This is a genomic window from Paenibacillus polygoni (genome assembly GCF_030263935.1).
GTDB lineage: Bacteria > Bacillota > Bacilli > Paenibacillales > Paenibacillaceae > Paenibacillus > Paenibacillus polygoni.
In genome coordinates this window covers 4,877,273-4,900,162 of record NZ_CP127162.1, presented here as the reverse complement: position 1 = coordinate 4,900,162, position 22,890 = coordinate 4,877,273, and the positions used below count along the sequence as shown (strand labels likewise).

At 41.4% G+C, this 22,890-nt stretch carries 21 protein-coding genes; 17 read left to right on the top strand and 4 right to left on the bottom strand.

Annotated features, from left to right (window positions below):
- Nucleotides 1-123 precede the first annotated feature (123 nt).
- The 8 genes from QPK24_RS23330 to QPK24_RS23295 all read left to right on the top strand — a co-directional run bounded on the left by QPK24_RS23330 (nt 124) and on the right by QPK24_RS23295 (nt 9,660).
- Nucleotides 124-729, top strand: coding sequence for a hypothetical protein (locus QPK24_RS23330; protein ID WP_285745179.1), 606 nt, complete (start codon nt 124-126; stop codon nt 727-729).
- A gap of 247 nt (nt 730-976) precedes the next feature.
- Entirely contained in the window at nt 977-2,458 is a 1,482-nt protein-coding gene (locus QPK24_RS23325) for a peptidoglycan DD-metalloendopeptidase family protein (protein ID WP_285745177.1), read from the top strand.
- A gap of 128 nt (nt 2,459-2,586) precedes the next feature.
- The gene (locus QPK24_RS23320) at nt 2,587-3,945 is read left to right on the top strand and encodes an IS1182 family transposase (protein WP_285744158.1); all 1,359 of its coding nucleotides are present in this window, start codon (nt 2,587-2,589) and stop codon (nt 3,943-3,945) included.
- Between the two features lie 262 nt (nt 3,946-4,207).
- Complete coding sequence (yycF, locus tag QPK24_RS23315) at nt 4,208-4,933, top strand: response regulator YycF (protein ID WP_285745175.1); 726 nt, start codon at nt 4,208-4,210, stop codon at nt 4,931-4,933.
- The gene (gene walK, locus QPK24_RS23310; RefSeq protein ID WP_285745173.1) at nt 4,934-6,760 is read left to right on the top strand and encodes a cell wall metabolism sensor histidine kinase WalK; all 1,827 of its coding nucleotides are present in this window, start codon (nt 4,934-4,936) and stop codon (nt 6,758-6,760) included.
- The gene (locus QPK24_RS23305; protein WP_285745171.1) at nt 6,757-8,040 is read left to right on the top strand and encodes a YycH family regulatory protein; all 1,284 of its coding nucleotides are present in this window, start codon (nt 6,757-6,759) and stop codon (nt 8,038-8,040) included. The genes walK and QPK24_RS23305 overlap by 4 nt, the downstream gene beginning before the upstream one ends.
- 60 nt (nt 8,041-8,100) lie before the next feature.
- Nucleotides 8,101-8,847 carry a two-component system regulatory protein YycI gene (yycI, locus tag QPK24_RS23300; protein WP_285745169.1) on the top strand — a complete coding sequence of 249 codons (747 nt, stop codon included), beginning with the start codon at nt 8,101-8,103 and terminating at the stop codon, nt 8,845-8,847.
- A 6-nt stretch (nt 8,848-8,853) separates the two neighbouring features.
- Nucleotides 8,854-9,660 carry an MBL fold metallo-hydrolase gene (locus tag QPK24_RS23295; RefSeq protein ID WP_160035575.1) on the top strand — a complete coding sequence of 269 codons (807 nt, stop codon included), beginning with the start codon at nt 8,854-8,856 and terminating at the stop codon, nt 9,658-9,660.
- Here the strand turns inward: QPK24_RS23295 and QPK24_RS23290 are convergent.
- The gene (locus QPK24_RS23290) at nt 9,629-9,835 is read right to left on the bottom strand and encodes a hypothetical protein (protein WP_191802428.1); all 207 of its coding nucleotides are present in this window, start codon (nt 9,833-9,835) and stop codon (nt 9,629-9,631) included. The genes QPK24_RS23295 and QPK24_RS23290 overlap by 32 nt on opposite strands.
- Before the next feature lie 465 nt (nt 9,836-10,300).
- Between QPK24_RS23290 and QPK24_RS23285 the strand changes: the two genes are divergently transcribed.
- From QPK24_RS23285 to rlmH, 3 genes are all read left to right on the top strand, one after another.
- Entirely contained in the window at nt 10,301-11,548 is a 1,248-nt protein-coding gene (locus QPK24_RS23285) for a S1C family serine protease (RefSeq protein ID WP_285745165.1), read from the top strand.
- 302 nt (nt 11,549-11,850) lie between these two features.
- Complete coding sequence (locus QPK24_RS23280) at nt 11,851-12,018, top strand: CxxH/CxxC protein (protein ID WP_160035581.1); 168 nt, start codon at nt 11,851-11,853, stop codon at nt 12,016-12,018.
- Nucleotides 12,019-12,207: 189 nt separating this feature from the next.
- Nucleotides 12,208-12,687: a 23S rRNA (pseudouridine(1915)-N(3))-methyltransferase RlmH gene (gene rlmH / locus QPK24_RS23275; protein ID WP_285745162.1), complete on the top strand. Its 480-nt coding sequence runs from the start codon at nt 12,208-12,210 to the stop codon at nt 12,685-12,687.
- Between the two features lie 214 nt (nt 12,688-12,901).
- On the opposite strand, the gene QPK24_RS23270 is transcribed toward rlmH, so the two are convergent.
- Nucleotides 12,902-13,078 (bottom strand): hypothetical protein, encoded by a 177-nt coding sequence (locus QPK24_RS23270; protein ID WP_285745160.1) that lies wholly within the window; start codon nt 13,076-13,078, stop codon nt 12,902-12,904.
- Between the two features lie 78 nt (nt 13,079-13,156).
- On the opposite strand from QPK24_RS23270, the gene QPK24_RS23265 reads away from it, so the two are divergent.
- Genes QPK24_RS23265 through QPK24_RS23255 form a run of 3 tightly spaced genes read left to right on the top strand, consistent with a single transcriptional unit; the run spans nt 13,157 to nt 16,487 of the window.
- Nucleotides 13,157-14,449 carry a DUF262 domain-containing protein gene (locus tag QPK24_RS23265; RefSeq protein WP_285745158.1) on the top strand — a complete coding sequence of 431 codons (1,293 nt, stop codon included), beginning with the start codon at nt 13,157-13,159 and terminating at the stop codon, nt 14,447-14,449.
- Complete coding sequence (locus QPK24_RS23260) at nt 14,433-15,527, top strand: AAA family ATPase (RefSeq protein WP_285745156.1); 1,095 nt, start codon at nt 14,433-14,435, stop codon at nt 15,525-15,527. The genes QPK24_RS23265 and QPK24_RS23260 overlap by 17 nt, the downstream gene beginning before the upstream one ends.
- Nucleotides 15,528-16,487 (top strand): hypothetical protein, encoded by a 960-nt coding sequence (locus QPK24_RS23255; RefSeq protein WP_285745155.1) that lies wholly within the window; start codon nt 15,528-15,530, stop codon nt 16,485-16,487.
- A 252-nt stretch (nt 16,488-16,739) separates the two neighbouring features.
- On the opposite strand, the gene QPK24_RS23250 is transcribed toward QPK24_RS23255, so the two are convergent.
- Both QPK24_RS23250 and QPK24_RS23245 read right to left on the bottom strand, forming a co-directional pair.
- Nucleotides 16,740-17,696: an IS30 family transposase gene (locus QPK24_RS23250; RefSeq protein ID WP_285741540.1), complete on the bottom strand. Its 957-nt coding sequence runs from the start codon at nt 17,694-17,696 to the stop codon at nt 16,740-16,742.
- A gap of 376 nt (nt 17,697-18,072) precedes the next feature.
- Nucleotides 18,073-19,425, bottom strand: a complete 1,353-nt coding sequence (locus tag QPK24_RS23245) for an MATE family efflux transporter (protein WP_285745154.1) — start codon at nt 19,423-19,425, stop codon at nt 18,073-18,075.
- Between the two features lie 130 nt (nt 19,426-19,555).
- On the opposite strand from QPK24_RS23245, the gene QPK24_RS23240 reads away from it, so the two are divergent.
- From QPK24_RS23240 to QPK24_RS23230, 3 genes are all read left to right on the top strand, one after another.
- Nucleotides 19,556-20,239: a TetR/AcrR family transcriptional regulator gene (locus QPK24_RS23240; protein ID WP_285745153.1), complete on the top strand. Its 684-nt coding sequence runs from the start codon at nt 19,556-19,558 to the stop codon at nt 20,237-20,239.
- A 302-nt stretch (nt 20,240-20,541) separates the two neighbouring features.
- The gene (locus QPK24_RS23235; RefSeq protein WP_285745152.1) at nt 20,542-21,159 is read left to right on the top strand and encodes an NAD(P)-dependent oxidoreductase; all 618 of its coding nucleotides are present in this window, start codon (nt 20,542-20,544) and stop codon (nt 21,157-21,159) included.
- Between the two features lie 426 nt (nt 21,160-21,585).
- On the top strand, nt 21,586-22,683 hold the full coding sequence (locus tag QPK24_RS23230) for a hypothetical protein (protein ID WP_285745151.1): 1,098 nt from the start codon (nt 21,586-21,588) through the stop codon (nt 22,681-22,683).
- Nucleotides 22,684-22,890 lie beyond the last annotated feature (207 nt).

Sequence of the window (22,890 nt, the reverse complement as noted above, 5' to 3'; positions counted from 1 at the left end):
AGAAATAAGGATAGAATAGAGCCACATGCGTCAATACTGATTTTATACACTTCTATAATTCCTACTTCTCTTTAAGAGGGGCAGGGCGGAGAGTAATTTGATCAGTAGGAGGCATTTAAAATCATGAGATGGCTGAAATGGTGCGGAAAAATAGTAATAACGGTTATGCTGGTAAGTACACTTACATTGTTGACAACAGGTCTTATTGTACAATCTTATGTAGAGTCTCTGTTATCTAGTTTTAATATTGCATGGGAGGGACAGCCGACAGGCCTGACTTCTATTTTTCAGGGTGCTTTAGGAATGAACTCTAGCTCTAGCAATACGAGTGAAAAAAGTACAGAGGAACAGAAAAAAGTGCCGGACCGTGCAGCGAATAAGCAGAGTAGTAACTCACCTGAAAGTTCGAGTGCTGGCAAGGATTCAGCCCCTGATTTATCGGAAAGTCCTGATGAAGGTACTGACAATCCAGAAGAAACAAAGGATCCTGTGGTTATGTCACCAGATGATATGGCTAAATATAAGGACACCATTCCGAATGAAGAGAAGACCGAAGTTTTTGATCTATTGATGAATAAAATACCAACGGATGAGATGCAGCTCATAGCAAGCAACATGGAAAATGGGATTACAGAACAAGAACTGCAAGATATGGAGCAGGTGATAGCGAAGTACCTTACAGAAGATGAGTATAAGCAGCTTATGGCTATATTGACACCAGAACAATAGAGGAAAGTTCAGGAAACCCGCGCTTGTCGCGGGTTTTTTGGCATGTTTTCCCGTGTTGCTAGACAAGGAAAACCTATGATAGAGTATACAAGTGGACAAAAGGTTAAAATTTTGACACTTTTACACAAATATGAAGTTTAGCTATGAAATTGAATGAAATGACTCATAAGTATGTCATTAATAACAAATAATACACTGGTGACAATTTCGATGATACCTAAGGCGTGTAACCATAAAGGAGAGAATCATGAGCAGTTCGAAAGACAACACGAATACATCGGTTTCCATAACTAAAAAGCTTTTTATGAAACCGCGCAAATGGTTTTTGCTTACTGCAGCAGGTTTTTTTATGATGTTATCTGTAGGATTTGCAGGTCATCAGTTACTTACAACTCCATATTACAACGTATATGTGAAGGATGAGCTGATTGGAACCTTATCTAGTAAGGAAGAGCTGCTCTCGCTATACGATCAGAAGAAACAGGAGTATGAGAAGAAATACCCGGATGTTACGATGAAGCTGAATACAGAGGCGATCTCGCTCAAGAAGATCCGTTCGAGTAAGCCAGCAAGCATTACTACGGAAGAAACGCTGTCCAAGCTGGATGGAATGATTACGGCTTATGCGGAAGGCGCTGAACTTAAAGTAGGAGACAAAGTGGTCGCGATTGTAAAAGATCAAGAAACAGCAGAGCAGATTCTGGAGCGCGTAAAAGATATGTATATTCCGGCCGAGGCAAAGACGGAGTCTTCAGATGCTGGCCTAAAAGTGAAAGCGGTCGCTGCTTTTACTTCGTCAGAAGAGGAAACATCTAAGGCTAAAGAAGAGCAGGTTACTCTCGCTTCTATAAAGCTTAAGGAAGAAGTAGCAGTAAGAGAAGTGGCAGCTGACCCGAATAAAGTGTTAACAGACGAGGAAGCAATTCAGCTTTTAACCGAAGGTACTCAAGAAGAGTTTTCTTATCAGGTCAAAGAAGGGGACACCTTATCCTCTATAGCTAAGGCTCATCAAATGAAACTCGCTGAAATTCGTTCCCTAAATCCAGACATCAAAAATGATTTCATTAAGGTGGGACAGCAGATTACTGTTCTTGCACTGAAACCAGCACTTACGGTAACAACGGTAGAACATGTGGTTGAAGAAGTCATTACCGAACCACAGGTAGAAGTTCGTAAAAGCGACGAGCTTAAATCAGGAGTAACCAAAGTAGTTCGTGAAGGGAAAACAGGACGAAAACAAATGAGCTACCGGATTACCAAAGAGAATGGCGAAGTCGTTAAGGAAGAATGGCTTGGACAAGAAGTATTGGAAGCTTCGGTAAGTGAGATTGTAATACAGGGAACGAAAGTAACCGGGGAGGGCAGCGGCGTGTTTACCTGGCCCGTATCGAATGCGGTCATCAGCAGCAGCTTTGGACAGCGATGGGGCAGACAGCACAAAGGAATTGACCTTGTCGGAGAACGTTCGATTAAAGCATCAGACGAAGGAGTCGTTACTTTTGCCGGGCAGCAAAGCGGGTATGGAAACGTCATTATTATTAATCACCGTAATGGCTACGAAACGGTGTATGGACACTTAAAGAGTATCGATGTGAAGGTAGGCCAGATTGTTGAGAAAGGCGAAGCCATCGGTGTGATGGGTAATACCGGTCGCTCGACAGGGACACATCTTCATTTTGAGATTAAAAAAGACAGCGTTGCGCAGAATCCAATGAAATATCTGCCGTAAAATAGGAAAGCATGGTCTGTATAGAGACAGATCATGCTTCAGACTGTAGACAAACTAGCTTAAACTAGTTTGCCTGCAGTCTTTTTTATTTTACAATAGAAGCAACTATTTTATTTGAGGTGACAATCTTGCTAACGAAACAATCCTCCACTCAACGTGACCAACTTGAAATGGTTGCTCTAGATCAACTCGTTCCAGAAGATCATTTGGTTCGCAAAATCGAATCGGCGATCGACTTTTCTTTCATCTACGACTTGGTTCAGGATCATTATTCGGAAATTGGACGACCTAGCATCGATCCGGTCATCTTAATTAAATTACCTCTTATTCAATATACCTTTGGTATTCGTTCCATGCGAAAAACGATCGAAGAAGTTCAAACCAACATGGCGTATCGTTGGTTTCTGGGCTATGGATTTTATGATAAAGTTCCGCATTTCTCTACCTTTGGAAAGAACTACGAACGTCGTTTTAAAGATACAGATCTATTCGAACAGATTTTCTACCGTATTTTGCGGACTGCAGCTGAGAAACATTTACTCAGCGCGGAGCATGTTTTCATCGATTCTACACACGTAAAAGCGAGTGCGAATAAACGGAAATTCGAAAAGAAGGTTGTACGCAAAGAAACAAGAGCATATCAACGCAAACTGGAAGAGGAAATTAACCAAGATCGGGACGACCATGATAAAAAGCCGTTTCCTCCGGACTCTTTTAAAAAAGAAGAAGAAAAGGAAATTAAACAAAGCACTACAGATCCCGATAGCGGCTACTATGTCAAAGATGAACGGACCAAACAATTTGCTTATTCGTTTCACGCAGCAGTAGACCGAAACGGATTTGTACTCGGTAACATCGTCACTCCCGGAAATGAACATGACAGCCACTTGCTTGCACCCCTCGTAGAAATGGTAAAAGAAAAGATTGGGAAACCTGTAGCAGTGGCAGCCGATGCTGCCTACAAAACACCTTGGATTAGCAAATATTTGTTGGAGCAAGGGGTTACTCCGGCGCTGCCTTATACACGTCCGCGTTCTCAAAAAGAAGGTTTTCGAAAAGATGACTACGTGTATGATGAATATTTTGACGCCTATTTATGTCCTGCTAACGTGGTATTACCTTACTCGACCACCAATAAAGAGGGGTACCGAGAATACAAATCTCCAAAAGAAATTTGTAAATCGTGTCATTATTTATCCATGTGTACAGGGAGCAAGAACCACCAAAAAGTAGTGACGCGACATGTATGGCAAAACCACTTAGAAGAAGTAGAGCATCTAAGACACCACCAGCATGTAAAACAAATCTATGCAAAACGAAAAGAAACGGTGGAACGGGTATTTGCAGATGCAAAAGAAAAGCATGGCATGCGATGGACAACCCTGCGAGGGCTAAAAAAATTGTCCATGCAGGCGATGCTTACGTTTGCTGCCATGAATTTGAAGAAAATCGCCAGATGGTCGTGGAACAGACCAATTCCAGCGTAAATCAGGCGGGTTTCCACCTGATTTATTCATGAAAAGAAGTAGAAATGACAAAAGGCACTCAGAATGAATACATTCCGAATGCCTTTTGTCTACAATCTGAAGCATGGTCTGTATAGAGACAGATCATGCTTTTTTGTGTGAGAAAGGAGACCTTTTCACCTAGTGAATCTGCCGGTTTAGGTGTGTTAAAATAGATCGTATTAAGCAGATAAATAAGACCGAGGTCTTTTTCACAAAATAAACGTTGGAGCGGAGCGATTGTATGCAAGGAAAGATTCTCGTAGTAGATGATGAACAACCAATCGCAGATATCCTTAAATTTAACCTGGAGAAAGAGGGATATCAGGTTACTTGTGCCTTTGACGGCATACAGGCCGTGGAACTTGCATTGTCTGAACAACCGGATCTAATTTTGCTGGATTTAATGCTCCCAGGTAAGGACGGAATGGATGTCTGCCGGGAGGTAAGAGCACAGCTTGAGACCCGCATTATTATGCTGACGGCTAAAGATTCAGAGATTGATAAGGTGTTAGGACTTGAACTCGGAGCGGACGATTATGTCACGAAACCATTTAGTACAAGAGAGCTGCTGGCCCGGGTAAAAGCACAAATGCGAAGACAACAAAAACCACAGATTCAAGTGGATACTTCCTCTTCGGCAGAAGAACAGCAGGGGCTGAAATTACATGACCTTTATTTTGATACCGATATGTATACGGCTTATAAAGGCGGAGCAGCACTTGATCTGACCCACCGCGAATATGAACTGCTCTATTATATGGCCAAGAATGCAGGCAAAGTGATGACGAGAGAACATTTGCTGCAGGCAGTATGGGGGTTTGAATATTTTGGTGATGTGAGAACAGTGGATGTGACGATTCGGCGTCTGAGAGAGAAGATTGAAGAAAATCCAAGTAAACCGGAAACGATTGTGACACGCAGGGGACTTGGTTATTTGATTCGAGGTTCCAAGAGCGGAGTTTTGTAGATGAAATGGACTTCTTTTTTTCGTACTGTCCAGGCCAAACTGATTATTGTATATGTGCTTCTCATTCTGGTAGCAATGCAGCTGATCGGTGTCTACTTTGTTAGTGCGATGAAAACGTCGCTGACCAGCAACTTTACAGAAGACTTACACGCACGTGCTGAAATGCTGTCTGTACTTGTAGCAGAAACCCTCGTAACCGGAGACGGGGATGCTGGGGAAGATCGAACCGAGAGTCTAGGGACACTGGTAAATAATCTTTTTAATATTAGCGGTGCAGAGATTCAGGTGCTTGATGCAAGCGGTCGTGTGCTGACAACAACCCTTAGCTCGCACAACAATTACATAGGCCGTAAAAACACACAAACCGTGGTCAGCCGGGCACTGCAAGGAATTCGGGATAATGAAGAAAATGTGATTGATGAAGATAATGTACGTAAAAAAGTAGTAGCCAAGCCGGTCTCCTCGGGAGGAAAAATCGTCGGTGCTGTCTATATTGCGGCATCGATGAACGAATTATACACAACAATGGAGCGGATCAATAATATTTTTATATCCGGAGTCATGATCGCGCTTGGTCTGACTGCTGTGCTCGGTGTCATTCTATCCCATACCATTACAGCCCCGATCAAGGAACTAACACGAAAGGCAAATGCTGTTGCGGAAGGCGATTTTCGCACTAAAATGCCAGTGCATGGGACCGATGAGATCGGGCAGCTCAGCAAAGCTTTTAATTATATGACAAGCCGTTTACGAACGGCACTATCCGAGAACGAAGAGGAAAAAGAAAAGCTGTCCTCGATCCTTGCGAATATGAGTGACGGCGTTGTCGCTACGGACGAGCTTGGACGTATTATTCTCGTGAATAAACGTGCCAGTCTCATGCTGGGTGCCGACGAATCTGCAATGACCGGAAGGCATTTTGCTGTCCTGCTCGGACTTGATGTGGAGGAAGCGGAGACGATGCTGAGCGGCATTACTGCTTCTACGCTTTTACAAATTCACCCCCAAGGTCAGGATGGATCACTCGTGATTCGGGTTACATTTACCCCTGTCCACCGGCGAGGGCATGGCGGAACAGGTACTATTATCGTGCTTCAGGATGTGACGGAACAGGAGGAGCTTGAGGCATCACGGCGTGAGTTTGTGGCTAATGTGTCCCATGAGCTGAGAACTCCGCTGACAACGATCAAAAGCTATGCAGAAGCACTCGATGATGGAGCAATTGAAGACCCTGAACTAGGAGGACGTTTTGTTGGGGTGATCCAAAATGAAACGGAGCGGATGATCAGACTGGTTACCGATCTCCTTCATCTGTCACGGCTTGACTCTAGTGAAGCCCCGCTTCGTAAGCAGCTTACTCCGATCATTGATGTGCTGGAAGAGGTGGCTGATCGCTTCTCATTCCAGATGCAGCAGAAACACATGAGTATTGCGGTCATTGTAGAGCGGGGAGTTCCGGAAGTACCCATGGATCGGGATCAGATCGATCAGCTTCTCGATAATCTAGTATCTAATGCGCTCAAGTATTCGAATGAGGGGGGGAGTGTCACCTTGGCTGCTTCCCTTGTAGAAAAAGGGGTAGCCATATCGGTTGAAGATACCGGGATCGGCATTCCTAAAAAGGACATTGAACGCATCTTCGAACGATTCTATCGTGTGGAAAAAGGAAGAGCTCGCAGTATGGGCGGTACGGGGCTTGGTTTATCGATTGCCCGGGAAATCGTCAAAGCACATGGCGGCGACATTGAACTTGAGTCTGAGTTTGGAAAAGGAACAAGAGTTACGTTCATTCTGCCTCTTGTACAGGAAGAGAGGGGCTATTCATGAAGGAAGGTCTGAAAAACACGGTATTAGTACTGCTGATCACAGCCAGTCTTGTTCAGAGTTATTTTCTTATTTACCGTCTGCCCGGAAGTTACTCCATCGTGAATAGTGAATCTAACTACATCAAGACCGAGAATATGGGGCAGGAACAGCGAGTAGAGAATCTATTATTTCCTGATCAGATGATCATTCATATGGGAAAGGATAAGCATACGATTTTTTATCCGGAATCCACCTTTTATCAGCTCATCTATTCACGGCTTCAAGGCCGAAATTTCGGTGATTTTGAAAGGCAGAGTGTAGATTCTGCGGATTGGGAGGAACTGAAGAAGAAGCATCCGGGCATGGAGCTGTCATTTGACGGGGGTATTCCTGTATCGCTGTTGCAGCGGGTTATGCAGCTTGATCCAGACCCTCTTTTTCAGGGAGAAACGATTCATAAGATATGGATCTATACTACCGATAAAGACCCCAAGGTACACGCTCTGTTCTTCAGCGCTCGGGGGGATGTCGTTTATGAGGCTTCAGATGTGGACTTAACAGTGCAGGATGTGCTGCAGCATGTGGATTTTGGGACGGGCTGGACTCCTTATCAGCTGACTGATGACGGATACTATATTCCAGAAGAACCGCTTGAAGTACTTCAAGTAGAGATTAAGGCAGGTCAGTATACGGTAGAACAAATGCAGCGCAGTCTATTCTTTGACCCGAGTATGACGCGAAATATTCAGGAGAAAGATGGATCAGAAATTTATACAGACAGCAAGCGAAGCTTGCAGGTGAAATATAACCAGCGCTGGATTAGTTATAATGACCCGGCAGCTGTGCTGACAAGTGAAGTCGACCGGACGAAGGACGTGCTTGCAGCGGTTGATTTTGTGAATCAGTATGGCGGTTTTAACGGAACCTACCAGCTTACCATGAATACGGAGAATCAAAGTACGGAGATTAATTTACTTCCCTATTATGACAGCTATCAGATCCTCGATCTGCCGCAGTATGGATTTGAACATATGTATCTTGATGTGCAGAAAGAGTCTGTTGCTACCTACGAACGTTCCCTGCTCTATTTAAGAGAGGGAGAAGAAATCGATAAGCAGATGGTACAGCTTCCTTACGGGGAAGAACTGGAACAGCAGATCGAAGAAGTCGCTGGAGATACAGAAGTGGTTAGTGTATACCCCGCTTATCATCCACTGCCGACAGAGGCAGGAATGAAACTCATCCCTGTGTGGACTGTTAAACTGAGTACAGGGGAAGTAAGGACGCTCGAGGAGAAGTAAAAAGTGGTTACCCCTTGGACTGGCCTGTACAGGTGGTCTATAATGAAATGAGGTGAAAAGATGGACTTTGGCCGTGCCAAGAATGTATTAATATATGCTTTTCTGCTGCTGAACCTGGTTCTGGGTTATCAGTTGTGGGTGGATGCACGGGAATCGGCCGGCTCAAATCTTGACTATACTTCTCTTGGGGACAGTACACAGCGACTGATGGAGGAGAAGGGGATTCAGATTCTTGCGCCCATTCCAAGCGACACGCCTGTTATGCCAAAGCTGACCTATCGATATCTTAATGGAGACAAGGCAGCGGGGATCGTACAGCTTGATCAGCCTATTGATAGTAAACTTGTGTTTTCTGAAAAAGAAATGGCAGCTGCGCTGAAAAAGACAATTCCAGATATTAATCAGTATAAACTGGACCCGCTTGCGAATCTGGATGCTTCAGACCGATTTATTTTACATCCGCTTGCGGAGCAGAAATGGCCTCTTTTTCATGTGAATTTAGAGTTATATTATTCAAATCAAAAGATTACAGCTTACCGGCAATCACCGATTGAGATGTCAACATTTGAAGAAGAACAACAAGTGCTTCCGGCTTCCAAGGCGCTTGGTACGCTGGTCGAGCTTTTTTTACCAAATGAAGCGGTCGTACAGGATATCACGCTTGGATATTATGGTGAGGAGTTTAACTCGGACAGCCAAGTGGCAGCCCCTGCGTGGAGATTTGTGCTCGAAGGCGGGCAGACCTATTATGTTCAGGGCATCAGCGGAGAGGTGATTAGTCCGAAGACAGATAAATCGGAGGAGTAATGAGTTATGGGGATACGTTTTACCGTGTTGTCGAGTGGTTCGACAGGGAATGCGACAGTCGTTCGTAATGATGATACGGCTTTATTAATAGATGCAGGACTCAGTGCGAAGCGAATCGATGAACTCATGCTAGAGCGGGACATGCTGGGTTCACAACTGGACGGAATTTTAGTTACACATGAACATTCAGACCATATTCGGGGTCTTGGTGCGGTAGCGCGGAAATATAATTTGCCGATCTATGCGAATACGAACACATGGAAAGCAATGCAAAAATCGATTGGTAAAATCGCTGAGGAAAACATACGATTTTTGGAGAGCGGAGAGGTAACAGAGTTTAAATCACTTCGCGTGGAGTCGTTTGGTATTTCTCATGATGCAGCAGAGCCTGTAGGCTATTCTTTCTATGATGGTAAAGAGAAGCTTAGTGTGGCAACCGATCTTGGCTATATGAGTGATAAAGTCCGCGATGCGATCTCAGATGCAGATGTCATGGTACTAGAAGCCAATCATGATATTGATATGCTGCGAATGGGACGTTACCCTTGGAATACCAAGAGACGGATTATGGGCGACCTTGGTCATCTATCTAATGAAGCTGCAGGTGCTGCTCTTAGCGAACTGATGAATGGAATTACAAAACGTGTATATTTGGCTCATCTGAGCCGTGATCATAATATGATGGAGCTCGCCAAACTTACGGTACGAAATGCAATGGAAGAACGAGGATGCTTCTATAAGGATAGCGAATTCCAACTTTGCGAAACGTATTATGACCGGCCTACACCGTGGGATAAGGTGAGTTCTCCATAAAGCTGTCGAGGTCGGCAGCTTTTTTTTCTACCTCTTCCCGGGTAAGGATGTTTTTTTCGATGAGCAATTCAATGATGGTGCTTAACGCAAGCGTGTTGCGGTAATGTTCTTCTTTGAGATCTGCTAACTTGGCGGCAAGACCTACCTCTTCCATAGCTGTGTATACACGATTCATTATGATTCCTCCTTCTGATTTGGGCTTTCCCTTATATGAAACTTTCAGTGACTCTAGTAAGCTCTTAATTGTATTGTAGTCAGACAGGGGCAAAAACATTCCTGTTTTTTCCTGTTTCTAGAGAAGGAAGGGTCATGCTATGCTAAGGAAGCTTTTTTAGGATTTTAGCTTGGTATAAAATTGGGAATAAAGACCTTGTTTTTTCGGTTACTCGGACAAAAAATGAGGTTTATAATCCATTTACGTTGCCGCGCTTAAAGCGGTAAAATGATGGTGATATATGTTATAGAGAATGATTACTTCCCCTTTTTTTCGAAACTTTTCCGTTTTAAATGGGTTAACTATAGTAGAGAAGATATGAAACTTGTAGCAATTTATAAATCATTATTCATGTGAACTGAGAAATAAGCACGTATTAAGGCAGTAAACGGTCTTGATGCAAGTGATACGAGGGGAGAGAATCCAATGGGATTGTTTGACGACGAGTTTTATTCCACCAAAGTATCAAAACGGACCGGAAATCTTCCAAATCGAATTAGAGTCAGCCGCAAAAGATGGTGGCCGAAAACAGTAAAGAATACGGAATCTTCCACTTTTTCAACGATTCAGGTTGCTGTAATCAGCTCGGTGATTAGTGCCATTGTATCTGTGTCTTTATTTGCGTGGATTGTATATCCAGGGAATACACAAATGGCTTTTGCCGGACAAAGTTCCTATGCGAGCGGAGGGACTGACTCTTACGAGACGCAAATCATGCAAGCGGGAGATAAGGTGCGTCCAGCTGTAGTAAGTATTGTGAGCCATAAAGACGTTGAAGGTTCTAAAATTTCGGATTCAGCTTTAGGGTCGGGCGTTATTTTTAAAATTGAAGGTAAGAAAGCATATATCATGACTAATCATCATGTTGTCGATCGTGGGGAGAACCTAGAAGCTGTAACCGTAGACGGGGTATCCAAAGAGGCAGAACTGATTGGTAAAGACCGAATCAGTGATATTGCTGTGCTGTCCATTGATAGCAGCGGGATTAATACAGCAGTGGAGCTCGGAGATTCTACCAAACTGCGCCGAGGTCAGACCGTACTTGCTATCGGAAACCCATTAGGACTTGGCGGAACGATGACAAGAGGGATTGTAAGCTATATTGATCGTCAGATTCCGGTCTCGATTAATCAGGATGGAATATATGACTGGGAACAGTCGGTTATTCAGACGGATGCTGCCATTAATGAAGGAAACAGCGGCGGTGCCTTGGTTGATTTAGAGGGCAATTTGGTTGGGATCAACACGATGAAGATTGCAGATACGGGCGTGGAAGGGCTAGGGTTCGCAATTCCAACGCATGATGTGATGACGATTGTCGATGATCTGATGGGGGATGGAAAAGTATCTCGTCCTTATCTTGGTGTATACACCGTAGATTTAACCAGTCCTTACGCTCCGCTTGATAAAGAACAGCGGGAAGAGATGAAGCTGCCTGATTCCGTTGAAGAAGGCGTGATCGTGCTTGAATCATCCGGTCCAGCAGACGAAGCAGGGCTTAAGATGAATGACGTCATTGTGGAGTTTGATGGAAAGAAGATTAAATCAACACTCGATCTGCGTAAGCACCTGTATGAGAAGAAGAAAATTGGCGAGGAACTCAAAATAAAGTTTTATCGTGATGGGGAGCTGACGGAAGTTTCCGCTAAGCTTACAGATAAACCTAATGAATAGCACTAGAGCGAAAACGGTTTTCCCCGGGCAGGTGGAAGCCGTTTTTATTTTTTGCTCTTTATTTTCTGAGCATGCATGGCAGGTTACTCAATCTGGGAAGCCTACACATAGGCAGCAGAAAAAGTCACGTGGAAAAGTCTTGTTCTACCCCATTGTTAGGAGAGAAAAAGGATAAAGGGTTTCTTTTCAAGCGCAGGTGTGGTAGAACAAGAGAAGGAGCATGTCCATATGTGAGGGCGTTTGCCTTGAAGCATAAGGACACAGCCGTAAGAAGGGTAAAGACAGAAAGGATGCTTGAGTGAATGTACACCGTATGTAAAGATCATGTGGAGCATGCCATTGACCAGTTTGTTGATGAATTCGAGGATGCACCCGATATTGTAGATTTGAAAGAAACCGAATTCTCCGACTGGGACCCGCCGGTAAAGTGCTCAGAATGTGATAACAACGCGGAGTTCCTAGTGGTCTAAGAGGTTCATGCTTCGCACGGATATAGTCGAATAGTTAACATGGGGAGAGCGTGAAGTTTGCGCTCTTTTTGCTTGTATATATAACGTAGATGGTAAGTGGATTAAGAAGATGAGCGGAGCATAAAGAGGAAAGCAGCAGGGTCAGTACATAGCGGTAAAAGCCGTTTTATATAGGAGGTAAGCATAAGGATGTTTATTCAAATTATTAGTGTAGGAAAATTAAAAGAGAAATATTTAGTACAGGGCATTCAGGAGTATGCAAAACGCCTCGCACCTTATATCAAGTTTCAGGTGATTGAAGTACCGGACGAAAAAGCTCCTGAGAACATGAGTGATGCGGAGATTCAGAATGTGAAGGACCGTGAGGGGGAGAAGATCCTTGGTCATATCAAGGGCGATGCCCATGTGATTGCATTAGCACTGGATGGTCAGCTGTGGAGTTCGGAAGATTTAGCTGCCGAGATCGATAAGCTTGCTACTTATGGGACAAGCCATATCGTCTTTGTAATTGGCGGCAGCAATGGACTCTCGAATGCGGTGCTTCGACGTGCACAGCAGCGTTTGAGCTTCGGACGAATGACTCTACCGCATCAGCTCATGCGCCTTGTGCTTGTGGAGCAGATTTACCGTGCGGTGAAGATTAACCGTGGGGAACCGTATCATAAGTAGAGCGAAAATGTTCTTGTGGAGCAAAACAGCTGAAATTCGGTTTCTTTAGATAACATTCTGGAATGAAGCTAACTTAGAATGGAGAGCACCGAAGTTCTTTTTATTTTAAACTTAGATGTGAACGATTGCTGTATAAGACGTGATTTAGAATAATATTAATGCCTTGAATTCACATATTTTGTGAGTTAATATATAATCATAAATACCATTATTTTCATTTGTTTTGGTAGTATTTATTTGCTTCAGTCCATGCATCTTCTGGGCTAATACTCCATCCGAAGCCATCATTCACCCAAGTTGTTTCATGAAGTTTTAAAACACACCAAAAATATGGATTAAGTATGTGAACTTCATCAGGGCTCATTGAGATTTCGATGATATATTTGTCCATAAACTCCCCTCCTAACTTCATTTTCACCTAATATATAGAAGATATACAATAAGAATATATTTATGGGGGTATTATTTTATGATCGAAACAAATAAAAGATTAAAAGACGACTTGGATAAAATAGTAAGTTCAATACAGCGTAAGAAAAGTAAACCCACAGGAATTAGTTTTTCTATTATTGCGGATATATTTTATGCTAATGAAAAAAATATGCATGAGAATTTAATATCGATTACTGATGTGGTAAATTACATTGAAGCTGCAGGGCTACAAGTGCAAATGGAGGATGTAGAAGAGGAAAATGATGATTCAAACAATTCTATGACACCCTTTGATCCATCGAAAGTAGATATAGCAATGAATACTCTAACTTTTGATTTATTAATAAAACGGTTGGAAAATGATGAAATTGACCTTTTTCCTGATTTTCAACGAAAATCAGGACTTTGGAATTCGGAACAAAAGAGTCGACTAATTGAGTCGTTACTATTGAGAGTTCCTTTACCTGCTTTTTATTTTGATGGTTCTAATAATTCAAATTGGCTTATAATTGACGGTCTTCAAAGATTGTCTGTTATCAAGGAATTTTTCGTAGATAAATCTATGCGTCTCACGAATCTAGAATTTCTTAGAGATTTAGATGGATTTGGATTTGATGATTTAACAAGAACACATACACGACGAATTGAAGAAACTCAAATTATTGCTTATGTCATTAGTCCAGGAACACCAGAAAATCTGAAATTTAATATATTTAAGCGGATAAATACAGGGGGATTAAAGTTAGAGCCGCAAGAAATAAGGCATGCACTTTACCAAGGACAAGCAACATCTTTTTTAAAGAAATTAGCAGAAAGTGAAGAATTTAAACATGCTACATATGGCAGTATCAAAACCGATCGTATGTTAGATAGGGAATTTGTCTTAAGGTTTTGTTCCTTTTATCTATTAGGCGAGGAGCAGTATAAAGGAAGTATTGATGACTTTCTAATTGAAGGTATGAAACGTCTTAACAAGCTTACTTCACATGAATTGATCGATTTAGAGCTTAAATTCAAGAAATCTATGGAGCTGGCATTTAAGATATTTGGAATGTTTGCATTTAGGAAACAATTTGACAAGTCGAGAAGAAATCCAATTAATAAAGCACTATTTGAGTCGTGGTCTGTTGAACTAGCAAAACTAACTGATCAACAAATTAAAATGGCAATTGATAGAGGAAGCAAGATTGATAATGCATTTATGACTAAACTGAGTACTAGCTCATCCTTTGAGGACTCATTGAATGGAAGTTTTGAAGGATATGTTAGAGGAAGATTCAGAACGATAAGGTATATATTGGAGGAAGTAATTAATGATAGAGAGAGTTGAACTAAAGAATTTTAAATGTTTTAAAGATCAGTCCTTCAAATTAAAGAGTCTAAATGTATTATCAGGTCTCAATGGGACAGGAAAGTCTACTTTTATACAATCTTTACTACTTCCTATCCAAGCAGCACACCAGAAGATGCTGACAGAAGGACTTGTTTTAAATGGAGATATGGTTGAATTAGGTACCGGTAAGGACCTTCTTTGTGAGTTCGGAGATGAAAAAAATATAAAATTAGGTTATAGATATGACGATAAAGATATAACCTTTAATTATAGCTATCATTTGGATAAAAGTTTCTTGCCAATAAAAGAAATAAATGGTGATCTTGGTAGTTTTACTAAAATAATCGATAATATCCAATATATTAGTGCACTTAGAATAGCTCCCAAAAGTGTGTATCCAGAATCTGATTATAATGTTATTCATAGGAGACAACTTGGTAACGGTGGGGAATATTCAATTCAATATTTATCGGAATTTTCACTAGATGAAGTTCAAAATGAAGAGCTTATATTAAACCATATACCGGAAAAATATCTGAAGAATCAGCTACATGGGTGGTTCAATTTAATTGTACCTAACACACAACTTGATGTAGATAAGCATCTAAACACAGAACTGGTTTCATTGAAATATCGTTTTAGAATAAATGAAACCGAGGTTAGCAATTTTTATAGGCCAGCTAATGTAGGGTTTGGAATAACATATGTGTTACCTGTTATACTTTCTTTACTAAAGGCCAGGAAAAATGACATTGTAATCATAGAAAATCCAGAAGCTCACTTACACCCAGCAGGACAAAGGAAAATGGGCGAATTGATTTCATTAGCTGCAGCGGGTGGAATTCAAGTTATTGTTGAGACGCATAGTGATCATGTCTTGAATGGAATTAGATTGTCGATTAAAAACGAACAAATTAATAACAATGATGTTAATATCATGTTTTTTGAGAGGGTCTTATCAAACGATATTACCCATGTTGTTCATACCCCCGAAATTAAGAGAGATGGAAGGTTAACATATTGGCCTGATGGTTTTTTTGACGAGTGGGATAAGGCAATTGAGGAGTTGTTCTAAATGGGTAATGCGCGGATGTTACTAAATGAGTTATCCTCAATAGAACTATCGAAAGATAAATATCAATCTATAATTAAAATGAGAGGACTTATTAATACAATTAAAAGTGCTATAAATCAAGGGATATCGGGTAGTATATTAATACCTGAGGAAATAGATTTTAATAATATTGAATTATCTAAAGGATATTATATTTATCATTGGCGGAATGAAATCAAAGCTAATCCAGATTTAAGAAGCGAGTATCAATTATTTCTTAGTATATTGAACAAATCAGAAGTGATTTGTACTAATGATATTCAAGAAGGAGACTTTATATTAAATAATGGCGACAAGTCACAATCGTTGCTGAAATGTTATAAAGAGCAACATATTGCATTAAGCTTTCTATCGAAAAAATTTTCTGAATCTACTATTGTTGGTCTGCATTGCTTTCTAGATATTGATGCAAACTATATTACTGAAGATGCTACTATATATCATCTCTCCACACCTGAGCATGTATTAGAGGTAGAGATTAGAGACATTATTGATTATTTAAACAGACAGGATGCACTAAATATAAGGCATAACATTGAATTATGGGAAAAAAAAGAGATTTTATTTCCGACTTTAGTCTTTTGTGATAATGTGAAAAAGCAAATTTTAAAAGTTGAACGAATATTATTAGTTGAGTCAATAAAAAAAATATTAATTCTAGAACATTATTTTTCAAGTTGGGATTGGAAAGGTTTTGATTATCGTGATCTTCCAAATACATCACCTGAAAGCGAATCAACACTCCGAACATATGAAAAACAGCATACATTTAGAACTCCATTTGGTAAAACTATAATCGTCAGTTATCATATAAAAGGCGCTGCCTATAATAATAGAATATATTTCCATATAGATTATGAACGTGAAAAAATTATTATTTGCAGTATTGGTGAACATTTGCCATGTGTTACATATGGGTAGATAGTCTACAGACTAAGAAGAACCAAGAGCATCGTCCGACCGGAGGATGCTCTTTTCTATAGTAGTTACAGAAGAAAATTATAAAATTGGTAATACAGATCAATCTAAGGTAATAGTGGATACGGAAAAAATATATTAAAAGTTAGTCATTAGAATGTTAAGGTGAACCTTATCATGATTGGTGAAATTTTTGGGTATTCTGTGAAAACTGATAACATAAAATCTTGATAAAACTAAATAAACGACGGATTGTCAATCCAAGTGCGACACTTCTTCTTCAAATGATTCGTGAGCAGTTTTCCATCCCAAACATTTCCTTGGTCTGTTGTTAATAAGTTGGAGGGCGTGTTCTAATTCTTCCTCGGTCACCTTTGCAAAGTCCTTTCCTTTTGGGAAGAACTCTCGAAGGAGCCCGTTTCCATTCTCATTGGAGCCTCGTTGCCATGAGGAATAAGGATCTGCAAAATATACCGTCATACCGTGTGACTCTTCCAATTCACGAAAGCACGCGAACTCTTTACCACGGTCTACGGTAGCTGTCTGGAAGGTTTGGGCAGGGTACTGTGCAGCAACTACACCAATAGCAATTTCCATTGATAATGAAGTGCGATCTGGCATTTTAATAGCAGTGTATAGCCTTGTTTTTCGCTCGATACATGTAGCGACACAAGCCTTACTTTTTCCTCGGCTGGAGACGACCGTGTCCAGTTCCCAGTGTCCAAAGGTTTCACGGGAACGAATCTCTTTAGGCCGTTGTTTGATAGAAGTGCCTACGAGGAAGCGACCTCGTTTTTCTTGGGGTTTTTGTCTTTTTCCTTTGTGTCTTAACTGCTGAACGGTGTTACGAATCATACGTCCTTGATAAAGCCAGCGATAGATCGTTTTGAACGAAACCATGGGCTCTCCTTTCAGTCTATAACGCATAGAGATTTGCTCAGGAGACCAGGTTTCGTGAAGTCGCTGTTCAATTTCTTTTCCGAGTGTCTCCGTCCATTTTTCTCTAGGTTTCTGAGCTTGGCGAAGATGCTTATAACGATGCTCTGATGCTACCGCTTGATAACCATTTAGGCTTTGATTTTTCCTCAGTTCCCGGCTGATCGTGGAATGATGACGATCCAATTCGCGAGCAATGGCTCGGGCGGACAGCCCCAGTTGATGTAATACTTCTAGTTTACTGCGTTCAATTATGCTAAGATGTGTGTAGCTCATGGCGGATTCTCCTTGTAGGTGTTGTGTGGTAACTCCATTCTACACGAATCCGGCCATGGGCCATTTTTAATTTTGAACTAGGTGTCGCACTTCATATTACAATCCGTCAAACTAAAAAATGAGTGGGAATGAATCGTGGAACTAGGTCTCTCATTAAATCTATGCTTGTTTACTTATCAGGCCTAAGTAAGGATTTCCGGTATCAATGACTAATTAAGGAATTGTGTTTTAAAGAAGAAGTCCGAGCTAAATTGGAAGAGGGAATGTCACCTTCATAACGTGTATTGAGGAAATAAAATCTTATTACCTGTTTTGTACCGTAATAGCTGGCTCAGGAAATTTCCTGAGCCAGCCTTTTTTCATGTTATATGTTTTTTTACTGTACTAAACTATCCAAATCCGGCTGCAACTTGTTCCGCAAAACATACATCATGATGGCACCAACAAGGAATGCGACAGTATCCGCAATGACAAGTGACCAGACCACTCCGTGAAAGCCATTCATATGATTAGCGATATAGAGCACAGGAATCAGAGTAATTCCTTGAATAACTGACATAATAAATGCAGCAGTTCCTTGCGCTGTTGCCTGGAAGATCCCCATAAATAACGTAGTCATTCCTGAAACGAATAGGGATAAGAATGTTACATGCAGAATGTAGCTGCCCATTTCAACTAATTGCGGGTCATTCGTAAATAAACCAATCAGGTTATCGGAGATGAAATAGACGAAGATGCCGAACACGACCGCTAACACTAAAATCGCTTTAACGGTGAATCCAATCGTCTGCTTCATTCGTAATTTATTCGCTGTAAAAGAGAAAGCAATAAGCGGCACGACTCCCTCGCATAATCCCATCAGTATAAACTCAGGCAATTGCAATAAACGAGATGAAATTCCGTAAGCGGCTACGGCTAGATCGCCATATTCGACAAGAAAATGGTTAAAGATGAGCGACATTGCGCCCATGAAGATACTCATAATAAAGACAGGAGTACCAATTTTGAAAACATTGCCTAGAATGTCCTTAGTAGCCTTGAACCATTTTGCGGATACGGTTAGGAATTGACTTTTGTATCCCATATGGAAGGCGTAGAATACACTCGCAACCAAGTTGGAGACGACCGTAGCGGATGCAACACCAATTACGCCCCAATGGAAGACAAAAACAACCATTGCATCGAGGATAATATTTATGACAACGCTAAGAATCATACCAATCATTGATGTGATCGCTGCCCCTTCTGAGCGTACGATATTTTCTAGTGTGAAGAATAATACGACGAATGGTGAGCCGAGAAGCATAACCGTCACATAGTCTTTCGTAAATCCGAAGGATTCAGACGTTGCCCCTAACCCTTGAACGATGGAATCAATTAATGGTAGGCCGGCAGCCATCATGATCAGACCGAGCACTAAGCTGCTGTAAAAAGCGAATGAAGATACATATTTTACATCATCATATTTTTTCTCTCCTAGCAAACGGGAGATGAACGTACCGCTGCCCACTCCAATCAGGTTGCCCAGCGCCATAATGATCGCAAATAGTGGTAAGGTTAATGCAAGTGCGGTTAACACGGCAGTATTGTGGAGCGTACCAAGGAAGTAGGCATTCAAGATGGAGTATATTACACTCATTGACGTGCCTAACATCATCGGTACTGCAAAGTGAGCTACGGCTTTAGCGACTGGCGCTTTCTCGAAATAATGGAGGTTTTCTGCATCCATGCGGATCACTTCTTTCTTTTTCATAATTATCTAACGGTGTTAGTTTGAGTCTAACAGTGTTAGATGTTATCATGATCTTATGAATCTGTAAAGCATAAACTTACACTGTTAGATAAAAGGGCGGATATCTATGAGAAAAAAGCAGCAACCTCAAATTTCGGAAGATAAGATTTTGGAAGCTTCATGGGAGCTTCTAGGAGAGGAGGGAATTGAGAAATTCAGCATGAGACGATTAGCTGACAGGCTAGGGATTCAGGCTCCCTCTCTGTACTGGTATTTCAAGGGCAAACAGGACCTCTACCAGCGTTTAGCTAACCAGGTATCTAAAATAATTCTGGAGGAGTTTGACTCTGAAGGGGATTGGAAGGAACAGCTGACTGTGCTTGCAGTAACAGTACGGAGCGTGCTTAGCCGCTATCCCTGCTCTACGCAGCTTATGATGATGACACTGCCTCATGAACCGGACATCATTCGTTACACCAACCGTATGCTGCTTTGCGTGGAATCGACACCGCTTGAACAAGAGCAGAAAATACAGGTGGTTACTACGCTTGCGAACTATGTTTACTACTTCGTTCTGGACGGTTACCAGCATGAGCGTAATGTCGCCGCTATCCTTAAGGAACAGAAGTCACTTCCGGGTGAGGAGATGAACCGCCTTCTGGACTCCATGAGTGAAGCGGAAGCTGGACTTTTTCGGAGCATGTTCAGAAATGGGCTTTTCAAGCTGATGGGAACGGATCGTGCATTTGAATTTGGATTGAAGCTGATTCTGCTTGGGATTGAGCAGGTGATAAAAGAGCAGGAGAAGTAGAATATAAAAAACCGCTCTTCCGGTTATTGGATGGCGGTTCTGATTTAAATACAATAAAGAGCGATAACGCGAAGAGACGAATCGAAGATATAGATTGGATCTATTCTATAAACCAAATCGAGACACTAACCAAGGACCTGACATTCTTGGGTTCACGGCAGTAGTTAAGCGACGAGAGCAACTTAGCAAACGAATGATCAAAAAGAATTAGAGACTTCGCTTGTCGAGTAATAGTAACGTTTCTATGATTAATAGGATATCATCAAGAAGATGAAAATGATCGGAAAGAAAGGTGAGGTGCTATGAAAATTATTGTTTTCGGAGCAACGGGCGGTGTAGGTCAGTCTGTCGTGAAGCAGGCAGTAGAGAATGGTTTTGAGGTAACAGCATTTGTACGGACACCAACAAAGCTGGAAGTTACACACGATAATTTAAAAATTATAAAAGGAGATGCTTTCAACCAAGCAGAAGTCGCAGCAGCAATTGCTGGTCATGATGCGGTCGTGTCATGCTTAGGCTCTAATCAAGGGATGAAAAAATCAACCGATCTCCAGGAGATGACGAAGAATATTATTGCTGGCATGCAGGAGCATGATGTCAAACGAATCGTCTATACTGCATCTGCAGGAATACATAACGAGCTACCAGGGATAAGCGGGAAACTGATCATGAGAATGCTTAAAAATACTCTAGCAGATCACAGGGCTGCTACGGATGATATTGAGGCACATGGACTGAACTACACCATTGTTAGACCTTTGGGCTTAACCAATCGTCCCCTTTCCGGGAGGTATAGAGAATCTACGACAAGTGTACCCAAGAACGCAAGGTCCATACCGCGTGCTGACGTCGCACATTTTATTCTCAAAGCATTACATCATGCAGAATATGAAAATACATCGATCGGAATTTCTACTTAGAAAATAACAAAACAACAAAACTCTACTGACATCACGGAGCACCGGAAGATCTATGCGGGGCAGGATAGCAAGGTCTTGCTGGGACAACTAGAGCTGACTGCAACTTCTGATCTTGCTGATCGATATCAGAAGACGGTTACGCCGCAGCGATCCGCATCTGAATGAATCACAGTATTTATGTTGTATAAATACGTGCCCCAGGTAATATAATGTCTAGTCTAACCCACGATCCGTAATTAAAAGAGCTTGATTGGGTTCTGCTGTATTGTTCTCGAACGCATGCACAAATTCCAGATAGATGTGCAGTTCAGCGCTATAGCGAACCCAGTTATTACATATTTCCACTAAAAAACGAAATTTCTGATTCATTCATTAGTAAGAGGTTTAAGAGTAACGTATTATACATAAGGAAGAGGAGAGAACAAATTGAGAAAACAAAGTAAGCGAAGTACCGGCAAGGTACTTATTATTTTGCTGATATCTGTTCTTTTTATTTCGGCTTGTAGTTCAAGTAACAACGCAAATGACACATCCGGTGATGACAAAGAGGAGAAAACATTTACTTCTAAAGACGGGCAGGTCGAGTTAACTGTGAATAAGGGTTGGGTAGAGGATCCGCCTCTTAATGAACAGGCTATTTTGGCAGTTTCCGAAAGAAAAAATGAAAAGTATGCAATAGTAAATTCTCTTCTAAAATCGAATATGGCGGACGGTGCGACATTAGACGATTTCAAAGCTATATTTATGAGTAATATTGACTTGTCTATAACAAATGCGGAGGAATCTAACAACAAAACAATAAATGTGGACTCTACTGAAGCTCAACTATTTGAAATTACCGGTGAGGCGCAGAAGGTGAAAGTGCATTATCTAGTAGCTTTACTCGAAAAGGGCGGCTCCTTCTATCAGATTATTACATGGTCTACACAATCTAAATTTGAAGCTAACAAAGAAGAGCTTTTACAAGCGATTGAATCATTTAAGGTAATAAAGGAAACACCAACAACTCCAGCTTCTACATCTACTTCGCCCCCCGAATCTACAGATCCTAACAACAAAGATGATCAGAATACAGAATTGACCACATTGACGAGCGATGACAAGAAGGCAGAGATTACGATTCCTGCTACTATGTCCTACGAAATGGAGTTGTCTCCTGATGCTGACATTCAAGCTTCACGTATGCAGCAAGAAGAATATATGATGGTTCTCCGTGAGAGTAAGGATACTTTTGCCGATAACTTCACATTGACTGATTATTCTACAGCGGTTACTGACTCCATGTCACAAACATTATTGAATGCCACACTAACAGACCCCAAGGAAATGGAGGTCAATGGACAGCCAGCTGTACAATACGAGCTAAGTGGGGAAATCGACAAAATTAAAATTAGTTACCTGATCACACTTGTTGAAACCGAAGGTAACTTTACTCAACTGTTATTCTGGACTCTTCAAAATCAGATGGATGAAAAACGCGATATGTTCATTAATGCTGCTAGTACGTTTAAAGAGGTTCAATAATCCCTACTATTTGTGCAAACGGGATAAGACTCTGACTCCAATGACTTTGAGATCTGGGTCTTATCTTTTTTCCACCTTTACGATTATCCGCATAGAAATAAAGATTATCCTATTCACATAACAGTGATTCATCGACATAAATAACAACATATGGTATGGTTGATGAAACCCATAGGCATTCCACTCATCCCGAGAGGAGTGCTTTCG

What these genes read in the sequence shown, in the direction of transcription:
- QPK24_RS23330 (WP_285745179.1), top strand. Translation starts at nt 124, where the DNA reads ATGAGATGGCTGAAATGGTGCGGAAAAATAGTAATAACGGTTATGCTG.
- QPK24_RS23325 (WP_285745177.1), top strand. Translation starts at nt 977, where the DNA reads ATGAGCAGTTCGAAAGACAACACGAATACATCGGTTTCCATAACTAAA.
- yycF (WP_285745175.1), top strand. Translation starts at nt 4,208, where the DNA reads ATGCAAGGAAAGATTCTCGTAGTAGATGATGAACAACCAATCGCAGAT.
- walK (WP_285745173.1), top strand. Translation starts at nt 4,934, where the DNA reads ATGAAATGGACTTCTTTTTTTCGTACTGTCCAGGCCAAACTGATTATT.
- QPK24_RS23305 (WP_285745171.1), top strand. Translation starts at nt 6,757, where the DNA reads ATGAAGGAAGGTCTGAAAAACACGGTATTAGTACTGCTGATCACAGCC.
- yycI (WP_285745169.1), top strand. Translation starts at nt 8,101, where the DNA reads ATGGACTTTGGCCGTGCCAAGAATGTATTAATATATGCTTTTCTGCTG.
- QPK24_RS23295 (WP_160035575.1), top strand. Translation starts at nt 8,854, where the DNA reads ATGGGGATACGTTTTACCGTGTTGTCGAGTGGTTCGACAGGGAATGCG.
- QPK24_RS23290 (WP_191802428.1), bottom strand. Translation starts at nt 9,835, where the DNA reads ATGAATCGTGTATACACAGCTATGGAAGAGGTAGGTCTTGCCGCCAAG.
- QPK24_RS23285 (WP_285745165.1), top strand. Translation starts at nt 10,301, where the DNA reads ATGGGATTGTTTGACGACGAGTTTTATTCCACCAAAGTATCAAAACGG.
- QPK24_RS23280 (WP_160035581.1), top strand. Translation starts at nt 11,851, where the DNA reads ATGTACACCGTATGTAAAGATCATGTGGAGCATGCCATTGACCAGTTT.
- rlmH (WP_285745162.1), top strand. Translation starts at nt 12,208, where the DNA reads ATGTTTATTCAAATTATTAGTGTAGGAAAATTAAAAGAGAAATATTTA.
- QPK24_RS23270 (WP_285745160.1), bottom strand. Translation starts at nt 13,078, where the DNA reads ATGGACAAATATATCATCGAAATCTCAATGAGCCCTGATGAAGTTCAC.
- QPK24_RS23265 (WP_285745158.1), top strand. Translation starts at nt 13,157, where the DNA reads ATGATCGAAACAAATAAAAGATTAAAAGACGACTTGGATAAAATAGTA.
- QPK24_RS23260 (WP_285745156.1), top strand. Translation starts at nt 14,433, where the DNA reads ATGATAGAGAGAGTTGAACTAAAGAATTTTAAATGTTTTAAAGATCAG.
- QPK24_RS23255 (WP_285745155.1), top strand. Translation starts at nt 15,528, where the DNA reads ATGGGTAATGCGCGGATGTTACTAAATGAGTTATCCTCAATAGAACTA.
- QPK24_RS23250 (WP_285741540.1), bottom strand. Translation starts at nt 17,696, where the DNA reads ATGAGCTACACACATCTTAGCATAATTGAACGCAGTAAACTAGAAGTA.
- QPK24_RS23245 (WP_285745154.1), bottom strand. Translation starts at nt 19,425, where the DNA reads ATGGATGCAGAAAACCTCCATTATTTCGAGAAAGCGCCAGTCGCTAAA.
- QPK24_RS23240 (WP_285745153.1), top strand. Translation starts at nt 19,556, where the DNA reads ATGAGAAAAAAGCAGCAACCTCAAATTTCGGAAGATAAGATTTTGGAA.
- QPK24_RS23235 (WP_285745152.1), top strand. Translation starts at nt 20,542, where the DNA reads ATGAAAATTATTGTTTTCGGAGCAACGGGCGGTGTAGGTCAGTCTGTC.